This is a genomic window from Pantoea sp. SJZ147 (genome assembly GCF_007828605.1).
GTDB classification, from domain to species: domain Bacteria; phylum Pseudomonadota; class Gammaproteobacteria; order Enterobacterales; family Enterobacteriaceae; genus Pantoea; species Pantoea allii.
Genome location: NZ_VIVB01000001.1, coordinates 483,878 through 502,428 on the forward strand (window position 1 = coordinate 483,878; position 18,551 = coordinate 502,428).

Genomic DNA, 18,551 nt, shown 5'->3' on the forward strand with positions numbered 1-18,551 from the left:
AGGTGAGTACAATGATAATCTAGTAAATAGACATGGATCCGCTATGCTCACTGATACGCAATGCCGCACTGCCAGGCCGAAAGAAAAACTCTATCGACTCAACGACTTCAACGGTCTCTACCTGGAAGTGAAACCCAGCGGCAAAAAAGCATGGCGTTATCGATTTAAACTCAACGGTAAATCAAGCATGTTTGCGTTGGGTGAGTATCCAGCAGTAAAGCTCGCCGAAGCACGAGTGAAATGCGAGCAAGCGAGAAAGCAAGTTGTAGATGGAATCAACCCGGCACAGGCTCGTCAGTTAGATAAGATCCGCAAGGTCAATGATGCATTAAACACATTTGAGCTAGTCGCCAAAGAATGGTTACAGATGAAAGACTGGGCAGAAATAACTAAAACTCGCCGACTGGATATGCTTGAACGTGTGGTATTTCCCTCAATCGGTAAGCTTCCTGTCAGAGAAATCAACTCACACCACATTCTTAAAATTCTTCAGGAAACTGCCAAACGCGGCGCACCAACTGTTGCCGCAGAAGCTCGACGTACCATATCATCGGTTTTCGAGTTAGCAGTGGCAACGCTTAGAGCTGATAGTGATCCTGTCTGGTCTGTGCGCAAGGCGCTTCCCGCGAATAAGACACAGCACAAACAAGCATTGAATACGAAGCAAATCGGTAAGCTATTAAGCAGTTTTGATAACAGTCGCGGCTCATATCAGGTTAACTATTGCATGTGGCTAATGTGGTGGACATTGGCGCGACCAGCCGAAGTCACCGAGGCAGAATGGGAAGAATTCGATCTTGACAATGCACTATGGATCATTCCGGCAACGCGCATGAAAGCTCGCAGGAAACATGTTATTCCCCTTCCCTCCCAAGCCGTCAACATGCTCAAAACACTACAAGGATTAACCGGGCACCGACAGCATATTTTTCCGGGCAGGGATAACCCGCTAGGCCCAATGACATCGCACTCTCTGCGTCAGCTACTCAAAAGCCTCAGTTGGAGTGGAACTTACAGCCCTCATGCCACCAGAACTACGGGTAGTACACGTTTAAACGAGATGGGCTATCGACCTGATGCTATCGAAGCTCAGTTAGCGCACGCTGATGCAAACAATGTTCGCCGCACGTACAATCATGCAACTTACATTGATGAACGAAAAGCGATGATGCAGGAATGGGCAGATAAGCTGGACGAGTGGGTAGCAGAATACGATTAGTACTTATTGCATTCAGTAAATCATACAGATAAAAATCGCTATTCATACTCCGCTATGTGCTAAAAGAAAATGAATGGCTTTGTCGAGGGCTAATTATTTCCATTTATTTATCCTTCTCATATGTGAAAACCGATTATTAGACCATCCAATTAGAAGGCACTTTTGAAAAAAGGTACTAAACAGTGAAGTAAAAATAATATACATTACCCCCCACACTAGGAATTATATATTCCTCTTCAATGCAAAATACAATATAAGTTACTGCCGCACCCGGTGGGTTTGTCCAACCCTTCACAGCCAAAAACAAGTTTTAGTCTGCTCAGCGTTATATCAAAGGCTAAAACTTAACAGTATGTACCTGATTTCTGGTAGTTAAAGCTCCCTTATCTTTTTTACATTGTTCAAGTGCTCTTGATAGTTTTTCAAAAAATCTCTGATTAGAATAAACCTGAGCGATATCTTTACTCGCCATCGTCATTCTGCTTCCAATGTTTTTTCTGTAATTTTTAATGAAATTTTCAATGTCCACTTTAAACTCATCATTGAAGATTTTTTCAAATTCAGATGTCGCAATTTCCGGATAACAATCTGAAAGAATAGAGAACAGAAAAAAAGCCATGTGGTCTGTTGCTGCCGCGATGACCTCATCGTTACTTTCTATATCGTCTGTTGTCAGTTCATTCATTTTGGTTTTTCTTCCCTGTCAGTTTCTTTTCAAGCATTGCGAAAAAAGTGTTATTAAGCTGCATTGTTTTATACTTCTCAGTATTTTTTATCATTGTATCAGGTTGTAAAACACTTTCCGATTCATGATGTACCTTAGTATCATTTTCTTCACGATCCGGTTTTTTTATGTAATTTTTATTTTTTTGTTCTTTTCTCAGATTCTCATTTCCTCTGGCTCTGGTCCCGTTACTTAACCAGGTTTTTCGTTGTACTTCTGTCGAACTGGCGAAAGTCAGAAGAAAACCAACTAAAACATCATGATCGATATCCAGCCCCATATACTTTGCCACCTCTCCACCTAATACAATTTTTCTGTGTGTTGTTTCTTTTCGTGCCAATGCTTTTTCTTTTGTACTTAATCTGTTTAGTTCCAGTTGGGCTGACGCAATTAGCTGACGTAAATCTTTTCTTTCCATTAAATTTCTCCTGTAATATTAAATTACATCACCAGGTGTTAAAAATTGCATCAAGACCCGGCAATATTATTTTTTGCTTCAATCAACCATTCAATGAATGAAGTCTTCAATTTTATATAAACTTCCTTATTAAGCAATTCATCTATCAATAAAGCAAAGGGATATATCTTTTTGTTTTGTATTATCGTTTAGTGGCTGCAACAAGCTCGTCCAAGCGGCTTTTTATGGCTTCATATTGTTGTCCGGAATTAATCACGCCATTAAAACAGTCGGACAACATTGATTTTTCGTGTTTTTGCATACTGAACCACCCGCTTTTCCTGTCTGCCTGTCTTCCACCTGATGCAAAGGATGATAAAACCACCTCTCGCTTAACCGATAGGCCAAATAACTGCCTGATAACATCTCTGGCGGTAGCATATGTACTGTCGATACTGAAATAATTCAGGAAAATCCCGGTTATGATAATAATCAGCTCCTGCATGATGCTTCTTTTCAAAGAAGAAACCGCGTTACCATATCGTCCTGACAGGGTTCTGAAACGGGTTTGCTCGCTGGCTTCCAACAGTTGAGGTTTATACTCGCTGTGGATAGCAGTAAAAGATTCTCTTACAGCGTCTTCTTTTAATCTGATGCGTATACTTTCGTTGTTATCGCAGTAATCAATCAGAAACCATTTTGTTTCCAGATCGCCATCTCCATTCTCATTGTTAATCACATTTATCATTTTATTCATTTCAACCTCTATTGTTGTTTTAACCTAAATAAAACAATTATCACATCTTTTTTATTTGGCAAATTTTACAAACATTAAACACCGGGTTATATTATTAATGTAAGCAATAAGGAAACATCCCTTCTTCGATTTATATCCCTTTACGCCAAACTTACGCGCCTCTTCTTTCGGCGCTTAAATCCAGAGAAAAACCTGACCATTGTTTTATTGTTATTCGGCGATTAGCTGAATAAAAAATAAATACAATGCCCACTTATACATTGCTTCGCAACGTGTGGGCCTGGCGGGGGCCTTAAAGTCAAAACCAGCGTTTTTCTTGCGAAAAACTAAAAGCAGCAAAGGTCAACACCTTAAAACAAATTAAAAATAGCAAGGAGTATTTTTGTAGTATGACAATATTTCATTTATCATTTAGTATGCTAAAAAGATCCGCAGGAAAATCGTCCTGTTATCTTGCCGCATATAACGCAAGAGAAAGAATAGAAGACATGAGAACAGGAGACGTGTACGATTATTCATATCGTTCTGATCTGTTCCACCATTGTATTCTTGCACCAGAACACACACCTTTTAATTTTATTGAAAACTCTGCTGTGTTGTGGAATGAAATCGAAAAAGTTGAAAAAAGGAAAGACGCCCAGCTCTCACGTTATTTTGATATCGCTATTCCTGTTGAACTGGATAACGTTGCCAAAATCGCGTTGGTTAAAAACTACTGCAAACGTAATTTTGTCAGTAAGGGCATGATTGCCGATATCTCTTTCCATGACCTTGACGGTCATAATCCCCATGCTCATGTCATGCTTACTTTGCGTGAGATAACACCACAAGGTTTTGGCAACAAGAACAGAAGCTGGAACGAGCATGATTTAATGGACGAGTGGCGAGCGTCATGGTCCAGAATGTCTAACCGTGCGCTTGAACGTACTGGTTCTGCGAATCGCATGGATCACCGTTCCCTTGCTGCACAGCGTGAAGAAGCCATTGCTCTTGCGAAAGCAGCAAAGGAAACAGGAAGACAGGATATCGCTAATGAACAACTGGCTAAGGCCATTGAACTTAACCGCCCCGCGCTTACCAGGATAGACCGCAAATCATGGCACACCAAAAGAGCCAAAGCGTTACGTGCCGCAGAACAGGTGCAGGCAGCACAGACCAAACAAGCTGCTAACGATTTCAGGCAGTTGTTTAATAGTGATGTAGGTCATCTCATGCTCGTTAACCTCAACACCTTCCATATTGAAGCTCTAAAAGCGAAACCAGCACCACAACATCCGATACAGCGTTCGCCAGAATCTGCTCATCTACCTGAGCTGGTTGTTCCCGAAAGAAAACGTCGCTTCAAGCCTGTCCAAGCGAAGCAAAGGGATATGTCCCTTTACTATGGTGTTGCGCCAAAAACAGCAAAACCAACTCTGTTGAGACGTAAGCGTAAGATCAATTTGCACACGCTGTATGATTTTATCAAAACCTTTATGAGTGTGTTGGTTAAGCACCCTGTTCAAAAAGCCGTACCAGAACCAGCTATCACTACCGTAGCCACGCTGGGCTTTATCGATCCGCTGCAAGACGCAAAAATCCTAACGGATACTTCGCTGAATGAGATCATGGTTGACCCTGTTACGAAATTGAAGATAACCCGCAGTCAGTGGGTGTCGATGGGGGCTACAAGTAAATCAGCAGACGTTTCCGTACCTCCGGGCGCTAACTACAACCACGAGCCTGAGAAAAAACAAAAGCCAGACAAAACAAGCGAAGCAATTTCCTTTCCACCTTTACCAAAGGAAAAGAAAGTTTCCACAAAATCAAATGGTTTCACGCTGCCAAAACTTCGTTTTGGTTTGGGCAAGCGCAAATATGAATAATTTTTAATCAAAACAATCAATTCAAAGTGATTAATAATCCTTTGATAAGCTCGTAACAACAGGAACTTTAAGGCAAAATAGATCAATCGTCCGTATCTGGAAAATGACCGTAATGGCTAGAAAACCCAAACAAATCAAAACAGACCCGTTAGAGGTCATCCTGTGGAAAGCGGCTGACAAGCTGCGTAAGAACATTGATGCCGCCGAGTACAAGCATGTCGTACTAGGCCTGATTTTCCTCAAATATATTTCAGATTCTTTTGAATCGCATTACGAATTGCTAAAAGATGGGAAAGGCGAATACGCGGGAGCCGACCCGGAAGATAAAGACGAATACACTGCTTATAATGTGTTCTTTGTTCCTGAACTGGCGCGATGGAGTTACCTGATATCTAAGGCCAAGCTCCCCGAAATCGGTAAGTTGGTAGACGATGCTATGGAGCTTATCGAAGCGGGTAACCCACAGCTAAAAGGTGTGTTGCCGAAAGTCTATGCTCGCCAGAATCTTGATGCCACAGTGCTGGGCGAACTGATTGATCTCATTGGCAACATTGCACTAGGTGATGCCAAAGCGCGTTCTGCTGACGTTTTAGGCCATGTGTTTGAATACTTCCTTGGTGAGTTTGCACTGGCAGAAGGTAAGCAAGGCGGTCAGTTCTATACACCGAAATCCATTGTAAGCCTGCTGGTTAACATGCTGGAACCCTACAAAGGACGTGTCTTTGACCCCTGCTGTGGATCCGGTGGTATGTTCGTTCAGTCAGAAAAATTTGTTGAAGCTCATCAGGGCAATATCGACGATATCTCTATTTACGGTCAGGAGTCCAACCAGACCACCTGGCGTCTGGCAAAAATGAACCTGGCAATTCGTGGCATTAACTCAGAACACGTTCGCTGGAATAATGAAGGTTCATTCCTTAACGATGCCCATAAAGATTTAAAATCCGATTATATCATTGCTAACCCACCGTTTAACGTTTCCGACTGGTCAGGCGAACAACTTCGTGGGGATGCCCGCTGGCAACATGGTATTCCACCTGCGGGTAATGCTAACTTTGCCTGGATGCAACATTTTCTTTATCACCTGTCGCCAAAAGGTCAGGCTGGCGTGGTGCTGGCAAAAGGGGCTTTGACTTCGAAAAGTTCTGGAGAAGGTGATATCCGTGCGGCGCTGGTTAAAGATGCAAATGTCATTGATTGTATCGTTAACCTACCTGCAAAACTGTTCCTGAACACCCAGATCCCTGCCGCATTATGGTTTATGCGTCGTGATCGTGAAAATAGCAGCCAGTATCGTGATCGCAGCAAAGAAATTCTGTTTATTGATGCCCGTAATCTTGGTCATTTAATCAACCGTCGTAGCAAAGTGCTTTCTGACGAAGATATCAAAACTATTGCTGACACCTACCATAACTGGCGTAATAAAAATGGCGACTATGAAGACGTCGCTGGTTTCTGTGCATCTGTCGATATCAACGAAGTCTCTCGACTTGATTATGTGCTTACTCCGGGCCGTTATGTTGGTCTTGCTGACGAAGAAGACGATTTTGACTTTAAAGAACGTTTTACGGTTCTTAAAGCTGAGTTTGAAGCACAACTGGAAGAAGAAGCACGTCTGAATAAAGCTATCACTGATAATCTGGCGAAGGTGGTGTTATGAGTGAGTGGCGGAAACTCCCCCTGAAAGAAATAACAGTCAAAATTGGTAGTGGTTCTACTCCTACTGGAGGAAGTGGTGCTTATAAAGAAACTGGTGTTTCTTTAATTCGCAGTCAAAATGTTTTAGATTTCAGCTTTACCAATAATGGACTTGCTTTCATAGATGAAGAACAAGCGCATGCATTAAGAAATGTTATTGTCGAACCACAAGATGTTTTATTGAATATAACAGGCGATAGTGTAACAAGGTGTTGTAGTGCCCCCAAGGAATGGCTACCAGCAAGAGTAAACCAACACGTTGCCATTATCCGAGCCAACCCAAAACACCTGGACTCTTTATTCTTAAAATATAGCCTTATCTCAATTAAGGATGAGTTGTTATCCTTATCTGAAATTGGTGGAACTAGAAATGCTCTCACTAAGAGCATGCTTGAAAACTTAAATTTATTTGTGCCTTCAGTAATAGAGCAAAAAGCCATCGCATCTGTGCTGTCCTCTCTTGATAACAAAATAGACCTGCTTCATCGCCAGAATAAAACGCTGGAATCTATGGCTAACGCCCTGTTTAGGCAGTGGTTTATTAAGGAAGCACAAGACGATTGGGTGGAAGGAACATTAAGCAGTATTGCTTCCAACGTAAGAGAGAATGTCACCAAACAGAACATTTCTTCCGAAGCTCTGTATGTAGGCTTAGAACACATTGATCGCCGCAATATTGCTCTACTGAAAAATGGTAATGGAAGTGATGTAGACAGCAATAAGTCAAAGTTTTCAACTGGCGATATTTTGTTCGGCAAGTTACGTCCTTATTTTCATAAGGTGTGTACAGCCCCGTTTGATGGTATTTGCTCGACAGACATATTAGTAATCAGACCTAAAAATCATAATTTACAGTGTTTTTGTTTATTTGCATTTTTCCAAGATGAAGTAATTGAATTTTCAAACATAGCATCAGGTGGCACAAGAATGCCGCGCATTGACTGGACTTCACTAGCAAACTATCCGATCTCTTTACCCCCAGACGATAAACTCAATGATTTTGAGAAAATCGTTTCTATACAGGTGAGAAGAATAAACTTTAATGTTCATAAAATTAAAAATTTAGAAAATCTCCGCGGTACCCTTCTTCCCAAACTGATGAGTGGTGAAGTACGGGTTCAGTATGCAGAAGAAGCAATCGCGTCAGTAGCATAAAATAATTAAGCGGCAATAAGGACAGTACGCATGGCAAAGATGACCGAATCCGATATTGAAGTAATGGCAATTGAGCACCTGCAAGGTTTGGGCTATGAATATGTTTACGGCCCGGACATTGAACCTAGTGGAATCAATCCATTACGAAGCTATCAGCAGGTTATCCTTGAAGATACAGTGCGGACTGCCCTGCAACGCCTGAATCCTCACCTTAGTAAACAGAAGTGTGAGGAAGCTCTAAAACAGGTGATGCAAATCAGTTCACCTGAAATAATGGCAAACAATCTGGCGTTTCACCGTCTGTTGACCGAAGGAATCAATATCGAAGTCAGCAAAGACGGTAATACCCAGGGCGAACTGGCCTGGTTAATTGATTTTAACGATCCAGCCAATAACGAATTTCTGGTGGCAAACCAGATAACCATCCGGGAAGACCGTCATAACCGCCGCCCTGATATTATTCTGTTTATTAATGGATTGCCGCTTGTTGTTATTGAACTCAAAAACGCAACGGATGAAAACGCTACGGTATCGGGCGCTTATAACCAGATTAAAACCTATCAGAACCAGATTCCCGGCCTGTTTACGTACAATGCCTTTAATGTGGTTTCTGACGGACTGGAAGCCAAAGCGGGGACAGTTTCGGCTGATTTCAGTCGTTATATGACATGGAAAACCGCGAATGGTAAAACGCAAGCAACCAGTACCCAGCCACAGCTCGAAGTTTTATTACAAGGGTTGCTTAATCCTGTAACGCTGCTGGATATGATACGCCACTTTATCGTGTTTGAAGCCAGCAAACATGAAGACAACAAAGGGATTATCAGTATCCGTACAGTTAAAAAAATGGCGGCTTATCACCAGTACTACGCGGTCAATGCAGCAGTACTTTCCACTATTCGTGCATCGGCGGTAAATGCAGACTCCCCCTCTGCCGAAGTGGCAGTCCGCCAACAGGGACGTAACAGTAAAGATCTCGTTAATGCACAAAAAACCGGAGATCGCAAAGCAGGCGTAGTCTGGCATACCCAGGGGTCCGGTAAATCGCTTTCGATGGTGTTTTATACCGGGAAGATTGTGCTGGCTCTGGATAATCCGACCATCGTTGTGATCACTGACCGCAATGATCTGGATGATCAGCTATTCGGTACGTTTTCTTCCGCTACCCAGCTACTGCGTCAGACACCCAAACAGGCCGATAACAGAGAGGAACTCAAAGAATATTTGCGGGTAGCCTCTGGTGGCGTGGTGTTTACCACTATTCAAAAATTCCAGCCTGATGATGGCAGCAATATCTATGAGTTGCTGTCAGGCAGAACCAATATTGTCGTTATCGCTGATGAAGCCCACCGCTCACAGTATGGATTCAGCGCCAAAGAAATTGACGTCAAAGACAGCGAAGGCAACGTTACGGGTAAACGCACCGTTTATGGCTTTGCCAAATATATGCGTGATGCCTTACCCCATGCGACCTATCTGGGTTTTACCGGAACCCCCATAGAAAAAACGGACGTTAACACACCTGCTGTTTTTGGTAACTATGTCGATATCTACGATATGTCACAGGCCGTAGAAGATGGTGCCACCGTGCGTATCTTCTATGAAAGCCGCTTAGCGAAAATTGCCATCAGTGATGAAGGTCGACAGCTTATCGAAGAGTTTGACGACGAGTTTAATGAGGACGAGCTGACACTTACCCAGAAAGAACGTTCTAAATGGGCCAGAATCGAAGGTCTGATTGGCAGTTCAAAACGTATTAAAGCGATTGCGGCGGATATGGTCCAGCACTTCGAACAACGCTTAAAGTCCAATGCCGATCATGGCAAGGGTATGATTGTATCCATGTCCCGCCGTATTGCCGCTGAATTGTATAAGGAAATCGTGGCCCTTAAACCTGAGTGGCACAGCGATGATCTAAATGATGGTGTGATTAAAGTCGTCATGACCTCTTCCGCTGCTGATGGGCCAGAAATCGCTAAACACCACACCACAAAAAAAGAACGTCAGGTTCTGGCTAACCGAATGAAAGAGGACGACGACAAGCTGAAACTGGTGATAGTGCGTGATATGTGGCTGACCGGTTTTGATGCGCCAAGTATGCATACCCTGTATATCGACAAACCGATGAAGGGCCATAATCTGATGCAGGCCATTGCCCGCGTCAACCGGGTTTACAAGGATAAAATCGGTGGTCTGGTGGTTGACTATCTCGGTATCGCTTCTGATTTAAAAGAAGCCCTGTCGTTCTACTCCGATGCCGGAGGACGGGGTGATCCAGCTGAGGTTCAGGAAGAAGCCGTGACGCTCATGCAGGAAAAACTGGAAATTCTGGAAGGCATGATGCATGGCTACGATTACAAAGCCTACTTTACTGCAACGACTTCACAGCGCCTGACGATTATCCTTGAATCAGAAAACCACATTTTAGGGCTGGATAATGGCAAGGGTAAAATGCGTTTCCTTGCCGCTGTTGCTGCCATGTCCCAGGCATTTGCGCTGGCGACGCCGCATGATAAAGCTATGGAAGCAGCCCCCGAAGTCGCATTCTTTCAGGCAGTGAAGGCTCGCCTGAATAAATTCACTGAAAACCCAGACGGCTCAGAAGAGGAACATAATGACAGTCTGGAAGTGCGGGTAAAACAGACTATCGATCAGGCACTGGTCACAGATAAAGTAGTTGATATCTTTGACGCAGCGGGAATACAGAAGCCGGATATCTCTGTGCTCTCTGATGAATTTCTCCAGGAAATGAAGGATTATCAGCATAGAAATATTGCTTTGGAAACGCTTAAAAAGTTGCTTGCTGATGAGATCAAGGTTCGCTCGAACCAGAGTATCACACAAGGGAAAAAACTGATTGATATGCTGACCTCTGCAATCAATGGCTACCAGAACAAAGTACTGACCGCTGCGGAAGTGATCGATGAACTTATCAAGCTTGCCAAGACTATCCAAGAATTCGACAGCCTTGCCAGCCAGTTAAATCTAAGTACCTACGAATACGCCTTCTATTCTGCTGTTGCGGATAACGACAGCGCTCGTGAGCTGATGCAAAAGGAAAAACTACGAGAACTGGCAGTCGTTCTGACGGAGGCTATCCGCAACAATGTTAGTCTGGACTGGACAGTGAAAGAAGCGGCAAGAGCGAAAATTCGCGTGGTGGTAAAACGTCTGCTCAAAAAATATGGCTATCCGCCTGATATGTCATTGCTGGCTACGGAAACAGTTTTGAAGCAGGCCGAGTTGTTAGCAGGAGAGTTTACGTCTTAAACTTTTTGCGCATAAATATACAAATTTCACCTTTGACATTAGATGTTAATTAATATTTCGTGATTTAGGCTGAGGCTCACTTATGACATCAAAATATTCAATCAAGATAGACTTCGACAAAACACTCATGGAAAATCCAGAAAGGGTGTTCGAAGCCATGAGCTTCTATGTCAGAGGATTTAACGGATTATATGAAGCATTCATTAAAGGATTCGATGAGGAATTAATCATTGAATCGGGTTTAGAGGAAACAAGAGAAGGTTCTCTTATTGCTGATATTACCCACAAGATAACAGACAAAAAAAAGCTTCTTAATATATTCCGCATCTGGGATGGTATTTTTAAAGGATTGGAAAATTCCATATCAACTATTGGACAAATAAATACTCAAGAAGATATAAAAAATTTCTCAGCGAATGTTTATCAAAATATCCCTGCTAACGATGATACTATCTGTGGATGTGATGCCAGTAATTATGAAATTGCAAAAAGTTTAAAACTGATTTATGAAGGGACACAGAAACTCTCAACAACTGATAGTACTGAATTTGGGATAAACGATAAATTTTGTTCAGTAAGTAAATCCTTTCGATTTCCAAAGAGTGTAGACGAATTATTTGATGATAAGATCATTGAGTTTCCTTCAAAGGATTTATTAATAATAAGACGCCCGGACTATGTTGGAAATGCTCAGTGGGATTTCCTTAGTGTTAAGAGAAAATCAAAACCTGTAAGTGCTAAAATTTTAGATGAAGCATGGCTTAGTAAGTGGAGGAACCACCATGTACAATTTTGGCCGGGTGATGCATTACTCGTCGATATTGTGACAAAAAGAATTGTTAAAAGTACTAACGGTATGGTCATCTTCAAGGATGAAATTATTAAAGTGTTAAATGTAATTCATCAGGGAAATGTTGAGCAAGCTGTGATGGATTTATCAAATGAATAAGTCTATTTATTCAAGTGCCATTGCAGATGCATTATTTGTACTATTGCCTTTTTTAGTGCTTTTTGTCATAAAATTCATGCAAAACAATATTAGTGATATGTTAAAATTACCTGACTATTCTCTTGCAACATCAATCATGTACTGCCAATTACTTGGAAAAACATTGTTAATTAGTGAATCAAAAAAGAAAGATGGCAACTTCCAATTATTTCAGGTGATTGTTTTTGTTTTATCAATCCTTTCAATTGTGTTTTATGCAAGTTTTCAGCTAGTGCTGAAAATACCACTAAGTGCATATGTTATCCAACTGGCGTTTTTTATTATCTCCATACTATTTTATATACCACTACTAACGCTTATCAATAAAATGTCAGAACGATAGTTCATACCTCATATAAAAGCCTTCCCAATGAAGGCATTTATATAGAATGATCATAGGTTAACGCACAACACCATCACGCATCTTGATTACTTTCCCTGCCATGTTGCCGTTATTATGCGTGTTAAATGTCCTATCGCCAATATCGTATACAATGCCAGTAATCGTGATCTTCTGTCCTTTCCTGATTTTCAGGATATCGTCATCCTGACCCGCATAGTAAGACAACAGCACAGCCCCACCGCAGTAGTTTGTATCAGGCGTCTGGAAGATGATGGCGTAAGTTTTATGGTCTCTCTGCGCACCTAGGTATTTCATCGTGTCGTAAGCTTCCTGAGCTTCCAGAACAGTGGCATTGCTGATGCTGACTTTCTTACCAATCCAGTTCTTCTTTCCGGCCATAGCATTTGCTTCATAATCGCGACAGATAGCACCCAGACCGCTGACGGTGTTAACAGGAAGGTTATCTGCTGTTGTTGTAGTACCTTTACTACCGGAAGGACTTAACGCATTGCCCAGAGAAGATAAGGACGAGTTGATCGATTGCCCTACTTTCCCTGTTGCATCGTTTAACTGTTGACAACCTGCGAGCGTAAAAGCGGCAGATGCTAACAAAGCGGTGATCGTTTTATTCATTTCAAGTAGCCTGAAAAGGATTATAAAAAACTCACTGAACTGATATTTTCATTCAGAACAGTGAGTGGTGGTGTTTTTCCCTGATGTTGGCAAAGCCATTAACGTGCGGTCGGACGAACCCAACTGACTTTATCTTTGGTTTTAAATTTCAGAATCAGTAAGGGGCCAAGCATTAACGCGAGCAAAGTTATCACCATTACTGGGGTGGATTTGGTGAGATAGGCCATGACAAATCCCGCAGGAATGCCAATAATCGTTCCACCAACTACCAGCCCCTTCATAGTCTGCTGGCTGACATAACCTTTTACTCTTTCCGCACCACATCCCCTGCACACTGATACATGCCCCTGGACTTCTGTACCGCAAAATGGACATTCTGACATGCTCTTTTCCTCGCCAGATTAACTCTAAGTAATTGATATAATTGATCTGAACAAAGGGCCTGTCATATCGTTTTTATCGATCAAAAACATAACTTATAATAGTTAAAGGCTATCAAAATTAATATATCGATCGATTTAGACAATTAATCACCGATCGATAGAGAGTTATTAATCGTTATCACCTATTAAAAAGGTTAATATCGATCGATATTACAGATCAATAAGTTAATGAAATGTGTGATTAATTGACTGCTTTTGCACTCCGAAAGCGGGCATCGGCTGAATCAGCCTGTTGCTGAACCGATACTTATCTCAGAACATTTACCTTTGGTAAGTAAATGAAACCTCTGTATAGCAAGCTGCCTGGCCCTGTGGCACACTTAAACCGTCCTGATGCATATGGAAGCTGCTCAATGTCTGATAATCTCCCACTCTGCGTTTTTACCGAAGGCCACATCACCCTTCCTGACCACTATCAGGATCGCACCGTAAATGTCTTTACCCTGCCCGGTGAGAACACGCCAGCCTTTAACATCTCCCGCGATTCGATGAATGATGGCGAGACGCTGTCAGGTTATATTGACCGGCAGTTAACGCTGATGCAGAAGCATCTGAAAGACTGGAAGCAAACTAAACGGGTGCCTGCTGTGCTCGGCAATAACCTCTTGCAGGGTGAATGTGTGCATGCAAGCTATCTGCGTGACGGTAAACGGGTCTTCCAGCAACAGGCGGTATTTAACACGTCTGCAAACCATATTCTGGTGTTCACTGTGTTTTGCACCGCGATACTGACGGACGGAGACAGTCAACAGTTCCATGCGCTGCTTGCCAGCTTTTCTTTTAACACCTGACAATTAAGGAACGTTGTTATGTTCGAAGCGGCACGCGTGGGTGATGATATCGGCCATTCTCATGCGCTGGCAGGGATGATTGCCGGAACGATTGTCGGTGGACTGATTGCCGCAGCAGGGGGTATCGCCGCCGGGGCATTGATGATTGCCGGTATCGGTGCATCATGCCTGGGCATTGGTGTGCTTCTGGTCGGAGCCAGCCTGGCGGTGGGGTATTTTACGGGCGAACTGGCAACGAAGGCCAGGGACAGCATTGCGGATGCCGGGGCCGCCAGTATGGAGAAGGAAGGCATTATCGCCACCGGCTCTCACAACGTGTTCATTAATGGCAGACCTGCCGCCCTTGCCACCGACAGCATGGTGGAATGCGCTAAAGATGCTGGCTCACAGCAGATGGCCGAAGGCTCCTCACGCGTGTACATCAATGGCCTGCCTGCTGCCCGTCTCGGCGATCAGACCACCTGTGGTGGAAAGGTCATGACCGGTTCCGCAGATGTGATTATCGGCGGTGAGCCGCAACAGACACTGCCAATACAGTCAGAAGTCCCGGAATGGCTCTATAAAGCCTCTGACCTGACGCTGTTATTTGCCGGACTGCTTGGTGGAGCGGGCGGAGCGGCAGGCAAAGTCGGTGCGCTGGGAAGACTGTTCAGTAAAATCCCGGGTATCAACAAACTGGCCCGCGTCGCCTGCCGCGCTGGCGTGCTGATGACCAGCGCCGCCGCCGTGGGCATCATCGCCCGCCCGGTTGATATCGTCAGTGGGCAGAAATTCCTGTCCGGTGATAACGATCTGGACTTTGTATTACCGTCCCGTCTGCCGGTTGTCTGGCAGCGTTACTGGCGCAGTGGCAATCCCGGCGACAGCGTACTGGGCCGTGGCTGGTCACTTTTCTGGGAAACGCGACTGGAAAAATACCAGGACGGGCTGGTGTGGCGTGCACCGTCCGGCGATTACGTGTCATTTCCTCTCGTGCCGAAAGGGAAGCGTACCTTCTGCGAAACAGAAAAACGCTGGCTGGAACACCATCAGGATGATACCTGGTCAGTGTATGACATCGGTGGCGAACGCTGGCATTACTCATCCCTGCGGGACGATTCCCCTTCCCTGCCGCTGCGACTCACCGAACCCTGTGGTAACGATATTCTTTTTGGCTGGAACGACGACCACATGCTGCATGCGCTCACCGACAGCGCCGGACAGCGCGTGGTCTGCCGTTATCAGACCGTCAGCGGACAGGTTCGCCTTGCCGGAGCCTGGCTGGACGATGAGATTTGTCTGGTCAGCTACGATTATGATGACAAGGCCCGGCTGATTAGCGTCACCGGACGTGGCGGTCAGTTACGCCGCCGTTTCAGCTGGTATGACGACGGGGACGGTACGGATTTACTGCGCAGCCATGAGGACAGCAACGGTCTGCTGAACGAGTATCTCTGGCAGAGCCTTGACGGACTGCCCCGCGTGCTGGCTTACCGCAACAGCGCGGGTGAGCAGCTTACTTTTGATTACGATTTTGAAAACGGCACCCGCCGCGCTACCCGCGAAGATGGCGCACAGGCACACTGGCTGCTTGACGACGATGACAATGTTGCACGTTTCACAGATTATGACGGTCGCCAGACCGGCTTCGTCTGTCGTGATGGCGAGTTGTGCGACATTATTCTACCCGATGGAGCCATGCGGCGCAGTCAGTGGGACCGTTATGGCCGCCTCACGTCAGAAACTGACCCGGCAGGACGCACCACTGAGTACTACTGGTTCAGAAACACTGATCGCATCGCGCGCACGGTTTTCCCGGATTCAACAGCCACTCAGTCTGTGTATGACCTGAACGGTCGCCTGCTGTCGGAAACCGATGCACTGAATCACACCACCACGTATCACTACCCTGACGACGAAGAAACGCTATCGGATCGCATCACCGATGCGAGGGGCGGTGACGTGATGCTGGAATGGAACCGTCAGGGATTGCTGACGCAACGCACTGACTGCTCCGGCAGCGTGACCCGCTTTACGTATGACCGGTTCGGTCAGCTTATCACCAGTGAGGACGCAGAAGGCAACCTCACACGCCGCGAATGGAACGATGCAGGCCAGCTTACCGCCGTAATTCGGGCAGATGGCAGTAATGAAACGTTACGATGGAACGAGCACGGGCAACTTGCGGCCTGGCGAGACCCGCTGGAAAGTGAGGTTCGCTGGCAGTATTCCGCGCTTGGACTGCCAGAAAGCGTTACCGACCGCACGGGACGAACCCGCCGCTGGCACCATGACCCGAGAGGCAATTTGCTGCGTCTAGAAAACGGCAACGGTGGCGAGTACCGTTTTACTTATGACCCGACAGGCCATCTACTGAGCGAAACCCGCCCGGACGACACCTGCCGGCAGATGCAATGGAACACGCGTGGACTGCTCACCACGCTTATGGAAAGCGGCAGGCCTGACGACGATGGCGGCATCCCGCGACGCGCTCAGCAGTTCAGCTATGACAGCAGCGGCCTGCTGACCACACGTACTACCCGCGATGCTCAGTACCATTACCAGCGTAAAAACAGCGGGCAGCTTACCGGCCTGACTCGCAAGCCAACCGCCGATGGCATGGCGCTGGGAATTGAAGAAGATGAAATTCAGTTTACCTTTGACGCGGCAGGAAACCTGCTCGCTGAAAAGGGAGTCAACGGTGAACTACATTCTGCGTATGACGTTCTGGGTAATCTCACTGCGCTGACCCTGCCCGGCGGCCAGCAGATAAGCTGGCTGCATTACGGTTCCGGCCACGTCAGCGCCATCCGCTTCGGTCAGCAAATCATCTCCGAATTTACACGCGACCGCCTTCACAGGGAGGTGGCCCGCACTCAGGGAACCCGTGAACAGACCCGCCAGTATGACAGTCTGGGCAGACGTACCCGGCAACGCAGCTTCACACCCGACCTGCCGGAACAGACAATCTTCGAACGCGCCTTCAACTACACCGGGCGGGGAGAACTGTCAGACGTCAGTGACACCCTCCGTGGCAACACAATTTATGGCTATGATGAGGAAGGTCGTCTTCTCAGGCACTACGAAGCCCGTCCGGGTCACAGCACCCGAACGTTCCGCTACGACGCTGCGGATAACCTGCTGCCGGATAATGACCTCCCTGCCCTGCCACACGCGGATAACCGTCTCACGCACTGGCAGAACCTGTTTATGAAATACGACTGGTGGGGTAACCTGGTCTTTCGCCGAAGTGGCCTGTATCAGCAGCACTACCAGTACGACGCAGAAAACCGGTTGATACAGGCAGACGGCACCGGCCCGGAAGGCCGGTTTACGGCACGCTACCACTATGACGTGCTGGGGAGACGCACCCGCAAAACGATTACCACACAACACGGCACCACGGAAATCCGCTTCCTCTGGCAGCGCTTACGACTGTTGCAGGAACAGCAGCAGAACGGACAGTGCCAGACATATATTTACGACCCGAACGAAACATACAGCCCGCTGGCGCGTATTGACCACTTGTGTGACGAAAATAGCGGAGATATTCTCTGGTTCAGTACAGATCTGAACGGTGCACCGCTGGATATTACTGATGAACAGGGACAGCTTCGGTGGAGCGGTCATTACGGGAGCTTTGGTGAGGTTACCCGGCAGACGGAAGGTTTCCACCGATTCACGCAACAAACTGCCCTTGCTCATCAGCCTCTGCGCTATGCCGGGCAGTACGCTGACAATGAAACGGGACTGCACTATAATCTGTTCCGGTATTACGATCCGCAGGTTGGGCGGTTTACGGTACAGGACCCGATAGGATTGCTGGGAGGCTGGAATCTTTATCAGTATGCACCTAATCCTCTGGGTTGGATTGATCCGTTAGGGTTAGCTAATAGGCCAAATAATGGTGAATATCATATTTTTCATGATTATTCACTTGATCCTCAATATCGATATTCCAGTGATGCAGTCCAGTTCAACAGGGCTAATGTAGATTTCGTTCAAAAAATGGAGGCGAATCCGGAATTTCGACAAGATATGCTTAACAGATATCCAAAACTGAATGACTGGCTTAAAGATGGGGATATGAGCAGAAGCCCTTCGGGATTAACATGGCATCACCATGAAGATATAAACAGACTAACTCTGGTCGACAGAGCAGATCATAGATCTAATCATGCTTTATATCATCCAACTGGTAAAGGTGGACGTGATATTTGGGGTGGTGGAAAACCTGGACGACAAGGAAAACTTGATGGTCCTACTGGTAGAAAAATTTGTAGCTAAGA

At 45.5% G+C, this 18,551-nt stretch carries 14 protein-coding genes; 9 read left to right on the plus strand and 5 right to left on the minus strand.

The window, feature by feature from the left end:
• Window positions 1-43: 43 nt before the first annotated feature.
• A complete protein-coding gene (locus FBY13_RS02295) occupies window positions 44-1,219 on the plus strand; it encodes an integrase arm-type DNA-binding domain-containing protein (RefSeq protein ID WP_145393360.1) in 1,176 nt (391 codons plus the stop codon).
• 337 nt (window positions 1,220-1,556) lie between these two features.
• Here the strand turns inward: FBY13_RS02295 and FBY13_RS02300 are convergent, their stop codons facing one another.
• The 3 genes from FBY13_RS02300 to FBY13_RS02310 form a co-directional block, all read right to left on the minus strand.
• Window positions 1,557-1,904, minus strand: a complete 348-nt coding sequence (locus FBY13_RS02300) for a hypothetical protein (RefSeq protein ID WP_145393361.1) — start codon at window positions 1,902-1,904, stop codon at window positions 1,557-1,559.
• Window positions 1,897-2,361 (minus strand): conjugal transfer protein TraD, encoded by a 465-nt coding sequence (gene traD / locus FBY13_RS02305; protein WP_145393362.1) that lies wholly within the window; start codon window positions 2,359-2,361, stop codon window positions 1,897-1,899. Before traD ends, FBY13_RS02300 begins: the two co-directional genes overlap by 8 nt.
• 181 nt (window positions 2,362-2,542) lie before the next feature.
• Window positions 2,543-3,097, minus strand: a complete 555-nt coding sequence (locus FBY13_RS02310; protein ID WP_145393363.1) for a hypothetical protein — start codon at window positions 3,095-3,097, stop codon at window positions 2,543-2,545.
• A 389-nt stretch (window positions 3,098-3,486) separates the two neighbouring features.
• Between FBY13_RS02310 and mobQ the strand changes: the two genes are divergently transcribed.
• From mobQ to FBY13_RS02340, 6 genes are all read left to right on the plus strand, one after another.
• Window positions 3,487-4,962, plus strand: coding sequence for a MobQ family relaxase (mobQ, locus tag FBY13_RS02315; RefSeq protein WP_145393364.1), 1,476 nt, complete (start codon window positions 3,487-3,489; stop codon window positions 4,960-4,962).
• A gap of 112 nt (window positions 4,963-5,074) precedes the next feature.
• The gene (locus FBY13_RS02320) at window positions 5,075-6,622 is read left to right on the plus strand and encodes a class I SAM-dependent DNA methyltransferase (protein ID WP_145393365.1); all 1,548 of its coding nucleotides are present in this window, start codon (window positions 5,075-5,077) and stop codon (window positions 6,620-6,622) included.
• On the plus strand, window positions 6,619-7,815 hold the full coding sequence (locus FBY13_RS02325; protein WP_145393366.1) for a restriction endonuclease subunit S: 1,197 nt from the start codon (window positions 6,619-6,621) through the stop codon (window positions 7,813-7,815). The genes FBY13_RS02320 and FBY13_RS02325 overlap by 4 nt, the downstream gene beginning before the upstream one ends.
• A 30-nt stretch (window positions 7,816-7,845) precedes the next feature.
• Window positions 7,846-11,085 (plus strand): type I restriction endonuclease subunit R, encoded by a 3,240-nt coding sequence (locus tag FBY13_RS02330; protein ID WP_145393367.1) that lies wholly within the window; start codon window positions 7,846-7,848, stop codon window positions 11,083-11,085.
• Between the two features lie 127 nt (window positions 11,086-11,212).
• A complete protein-coding gene (locus FBY13_RS02335) occupies window positions 11,213-12,034 on the plus strand; it encodes a hypothetical protein (protein WP_255474407.1) in 822 nt (273 codons plus the stop codon).
• A complete protein-coding gene (locus FBY13_RS02340; protein ID WP_145393369.1) occupies window positions 12,027-12,416 on the plus strand; it encodes a hypothetical protein in 390 nt (129 codons plus the stop codon). Before FBY13_RS02335 ends, FBY13_RS02340 begins: the two co-directional genes overlap by 8 nt.
• Window positions 12,417-12,473: 57 nt before the next feature.
• Here FBY13_RS02340 and FBY13_RS02345 read toward each other — a convergent pair whose 3' ends face one another.
• Both FBY13_RS02345 and FBY13_RS02350 read right to left on the minus strand, forming a co-directional pair.
• Window positions 12,474-13,049, minus strand: a complete 576-nt coding sequence (locus FBY13_RS02345; protein WP_145393370.1) for a hypothetical protein — start codon at window positions 13,047-13,049, stop codon at window positions 12,474-12,476.
• Window positions 13,050-13,147: 98 nt separating this feature from the next.
• Window positions 13,148-13,432 carry a hypothetical protein gene (locus tag FBY13_RS02350; RefSeq protein WP_145393371.1) on the minus strand — a complete coding sequence of 95 codons (285 nt, stop codon included), beginning with the start codon at window positions 13,430-13,432 and terminating at the stop codon, window positions 13,148-13,150.
• A 413-nt stretch (window positions 13,433-13,845) separates the two neighbouring features.
• Between FBY13_RS02350 and FBY13_RS02355 the strand changes: the two genes are divergently transcribed.
• Window positions 13,846-14,283 carry a DcrB-related protein gene (locus FBY13_RS02355; RefSeq protein ID WP_145393372.1) on the plus strand — a complete coding sequence of 146 codons (438 nt, stop codon included), beginning with the start codon at window positions 13,846-13,848 and terminating at the stop codon, window positions 14,281-14,283.
• 18 nt (window positions 14,284-14,301) lie between these two features.
• Entirely contained in the window at window positions 14,302-18,549 is a 4,248-nt protein-coding gene (locus tag FBY13_RS02360) for an RHS repeat-associated core domain-containing protein (RefSeq protein WP_145393373.1), read from the plus strand.
• Window positions 18,550-18,551 lie beyond the last annotated feature (2 nt).

Coding starts and splice junctions, on each gene's coding strand:
- FBY13_RS02350 (WP_145393371.1), bottom strand. CDS start 13,432: ATGTCAGAATGTCCATTTTGCGGTACAGAAGTCCAGGGGCATGTATCA.
- FBY13_RS02345 (WP_145393370.1), bottom strand. CDS start 13,049: ATGAATAAAACGATCACCGCTTTGTTAGCATCTGCCGCTTTTACGCTC.
- FBY13_RS02340 (WP_145393369.1), top strand. CDS start 12,027: ATGAATAAGTCTATTTATTCAAGTGCCATTGCAGATGCATTATTTGTA.
- FBY13_RS02330 (WP_145393367.1), top strand. CDS start 7,846: ATGGCAAAGATGACCGAATCCGATATTGAAGTAATGGCAATTGAGCAC.
- mobQ (WP_145393364.1), top strand. CDS start 3,487: ATGACAATATTTCATTTATCATTTAGTATGCTAAAAAGATCCGCAGGA.
- FBY13_RS02325 (WP_145393366.1), top strand. CDS start 6,619: ATGAGTGAGTGGCGGAAACTCCCCCTGAAAGAAATAACAGTCAAAATT.
- FBY13_RS02300 (WP_145393361.1), bottom strand. CDS start 1,904: ATGAATGAACTGACAACAGACGATATAGAAAGTAACGATGAGGTCATC.
- FBY13_RS02335 (WP_255474407.1), top strand. CDS start 11,213: ATGGAAAATCCAGAAAGGGTGTTCGAAGCCATGAGCTTCTATGTCAGA.
- FBY13_RS02320 (WP_145393365.1), top strand. CDS start 5,075: ATGGCTAGAAAACCCAAACAAATCAAAACAGACCCGTTAGAGGTCATC.
- FBY13_RS02355 (WP_145393372.1), top strand. CDS start 13,846: ATGTCTGATAATCTCCCACTCTGCGTTTTTACCGAAGGCCACATCACC.
- FBY13_RS02360 (WP_145393373.1), top strand. CDS start 14,302: ATGTTCGAAGCGGCACGCGTGGGTGATGATATCGGCCATTCTCATGCG.
- FBY13_RS02295 (WP_145393360.1), top strand. CDS start 44: ATGCTCACTGATACGCAATGCCGCACTGCCAGGCCGAAAGAAAAACTC.
- traD (WP_145393362.1), bottom strand. CDS start 2,361: ATGGAAAGAAAAGATTTACGTCAGCTAATTGCGTCAGCCCAACTGGAA.
- FBY13_RS02310 (WP_145393363.1), bottom strand. CDS start 3,097: ATGAATAAAATGATAAATGTGATTAACAATGAGAATGGAGATGGCGAT.